This window comes from Gammaproteobacteria bacterium (genome assembly GCA_032250735.1).
Lineage (GTDB): Bacteria > Pseudomonadota > Gammaproteobacteria > SZUA-152 > SZUA-152 > SZUA-152.
Map to the genome: position 1 here is coordinate 84,318 of JAVVEP010000014.1, position 3,386 is coordinate 87,703.

Consider the following 3,386-nt stretch of genomic DNA (forward strand, 5'->3'; position numbering starts at 1 on the left):
AACTGTGCCTGGTACAGCTTTTTCGTGCCACCTCCCTTCACAATGTTTCCACTTTTCGCTATGCCGATCTCGCCATATCAATGCCGCTGATATAGACCCGCACATGGGGTTAACCCCTATAAAACCAGTGGTAAATTGATATTTGTGATTTAGTTCTTATTGTTTGTGATTTAGTTCTAGACATCGAAAAAAAGCAGGCATAGGCTAGGACTATACAAGTTAGGGGGTGTATGAAATGTTTGCTCACGGAAAATGCCGAGCGTTAAAAGGCCAGCTTTTAGTTAAGTTAGTTAACCACCTGCTGAGGCTGATGCTGCTGGTTGCGCTTGTCGCAAGCACAGCCTGCTCAACCGAGGCCGATGATGGAGAGCCCACACCTCCCTCTAACCCAACATCTACGCCAGCCCCAGAACCCACGCCTGAGCCAGCCCCAGAACCCACGCCTGAGCCAGCCCCCGAACCTACACCTGAACCAACCCCAGAGCCCACGCCAGAACCTGCACCTGAGCCAGCGCCAACTCCTGCGCCAGCTCCAGAACCCACTCCGGACCCCACACCTGAGCCAACTCCGGAACCTACACCTGAGCCAACTCCGGAACCCACACCTGAGCCAACTCCTGAACCCACGCCGGAGCCTACACCTGAGCCCACGCCGGAACCCACTCCTGAACCAACTCCTGAACCAACTCCGGAGCCTACACCTGAGCCCACTCCTGAGCCCACTCCTGAGCCAACGCCGGAACCCACTCCGGAGCCTACACCTGAGCCAACGCCGGAGCCCACACCTGAGCCCACACCTGAGCCCACACCTGAGCCAGCACCGGAACCCACACCGGAGCCCGTCATACCCGACGTACCCAGGGAACCCGTCAATACCACCGCCGTGGTAATAGCCGATGCACGTACCGTTATTGAAATCGGCGTGGGCCAGCTGGCCACCCTGGACGGCAGCCGCTCCAGCACCACCACCGCCGATCCGCTGAGCTTCGACTGGTCTTTCACCGCCAGACCCGCCGGCAGCACGGTACAGCTACAGGGCGCCACCACCGCCAACCCGAGTTTTACACCCGACGTCCAGGGCACCTACCGGGTGCAACTGGTAGTCACTGCCAGCGATATTTCCAGCCAGCGTGTCATCGCGATTGTCGAGGCCGGTCGCGTGAGCGGGCCGTTCCACGGCGGCCTGTCGCTCAACTGCGTGCAGTGTCATAACGAGGTCATCAGTCAGACCAGTTCCATTGACGATAAAGCGGCGAATCACATCGCCACCGGCAATGTGTGCCAGGCCTGTCACTCCACGCTGCGTAACGGTTTTGCCATCGTGCCCTTTGTCGACCATCAGGAGGTGTTCGGCACCTGTAGCGAATGCCATGACGGCACCATCGCCACCGGCAAATCGATCTGGCACACCCCAACGGATGCCGAGTGCGATGACTGCCATACCACCAGCGCCTTCCTGGAACTGGAACCGGACGGCAGCTTCGATCATTCCGGCATCAGCAGACTATGTACCACCTGTCACTACGGCACAGTGGCCACGGGCAAGGATGCCGACCACATCGCTACCGAAAAGGAATGCTCTTTCTGCCATACCACGGTCCAGTTTAAACCCGCCGCCTTCGACCACAGTGACGTGACACAGGCTTGCGCCAACTGTCACGATGGCATCACCTCAACGGGTAAGGACTCCGCAGCGAATCACCCGGCGACCACACTCGACTGTGGCGTCTGCCACGATACCGACACCTTCGACCTTGGCGGTACATTCAATCACGCCGTCATCGACTCGGTGACGCAGGCCTGTGAGTCCTGCCATAACGGCACCAATGCAACGGGTAAAGACGCGGCACCGGCACCGGGACATCTTGCTACCACTACCGATTGCGCGATGTGTCATAACACCGTCAGCTTCACCGGCGCGTTCGTTGATCATTCCGGGCCGGATGTGGTGGGCAACCGCTGCGACTCCTGTCACGGCATCACCGCCGTCGGCCTGTCTCTCAATCACATCCCCACCAACGGAGACGATTGCGCGGTGTGCCATACCCCGGGCACCTTCACCAGCGGCACCTTTGATCATGCCGGCGTGGTGAACGACTGCGCCGCCTGTCACGATAACGTGCTCAGCGTCGGCAAGCTCATCGACCACCTGCCCACCGATCAGGATTGCATCCTGTGCCACAACACCACGGCCTTTGCCGACGCGATCTTTGATCACACCGGCATCGTCAACGACTGCGCCAGCTGCCATGACGGCGTGATCAGCACCGGCAAGGATGCGAATCACCTGCCGACCACCGACGATTGCTCGGTCTGTCACCTCAGCACGGACAGCTTCGTAGGCGCAAGCTATGACCACGCGGGAGTAACCGGGAATTGCGTGTCCTGTCATGACGGCGTGATCAGCACCGGCAAGACAGTCGACCACATCCCCACCGTGGAGGATTGCAGTGTGTGTCACGCCGACACCACCACGGGTGGATTTATCACCTCCACGTTTACTCACGACGGCATCACCCGCGGCTGCGAAGGTTGCCACAACGGCAACTTCCCCTCCGCACCCGCCAAGGCCGACCCCCATGTGCCGACCGGGCAGGACTGCTATCTGTGCCACACCACCGACATCTTCACCGGTGCCACGACTTTCGCTCACACGGATATCACGGCAAACTGCAGCTCCTGTCATGATGGTGCTTTTGTGGCAATGGGGGCCCGTGGCAAGACAGATACGCAACTGCATAATCAAACGGCCCAGGATTGCGGCGCATGCCACAACACCACTGATTTCGCCAACGCCTATGTCGATCATGACGGTCCGGACGTGGTGGGCAAGCGCTGCGATTCCTGTCACAACAATACGGACGCGATCGGCATGGACGCCGGTCACCTTCCCACCACCGAGGACTGCAACGTCTGTCACGTCCCCGGCACCTTTGCCACGGCGGTGTTCAGTCACGACGGCATCGTCGATAACTGCGCCTCCTGCCACGACGGCACCAGCGCCACCGGCCTGTCGACCAATCACATCCCGATCCTCGATGGCCAGGGTCGCACCCAGGACTGCTCCGTGTGCCACAACACCACAGCCTTTGCCGGCGCCACCTATGACCACAGCGGCATCGTCGACGGCTGTAGCAGCTGTCATAACGGCACCTCGGCCACCGGCAAGACCGCCAACCATGTACCCACCAACGGTGAGTGCAACCAGTGTCACCAGACCACCGGTTTTATCCCGGCCACGTTTGATCACACCGGCATCGTGGATAACTGTAGCGAGTGTCACGACGGCACCATCGCCACCGGTAAGACGCGTGATCATGTCGTCACCAATCAGGACTGCGGGGTGTGCCACAACACCACCGGCTTCATTCCCGCCACCTTCGATC

At 59.9% G+C, this 3,386-nt stretch carries 1 protein-coding gene; it reads left to right on the forward strand.

Annotated elements, in window-relative coordinates:
• Positions 1-883 precede the first annotated feature (883 nt).
• The coding region (locus tag RRB22_09800) for a hypothetical protein (protein ID MDT8384698.1) at positions 884-3,386 on the forward strand (2,503 nt) is incomplete at its 3' end.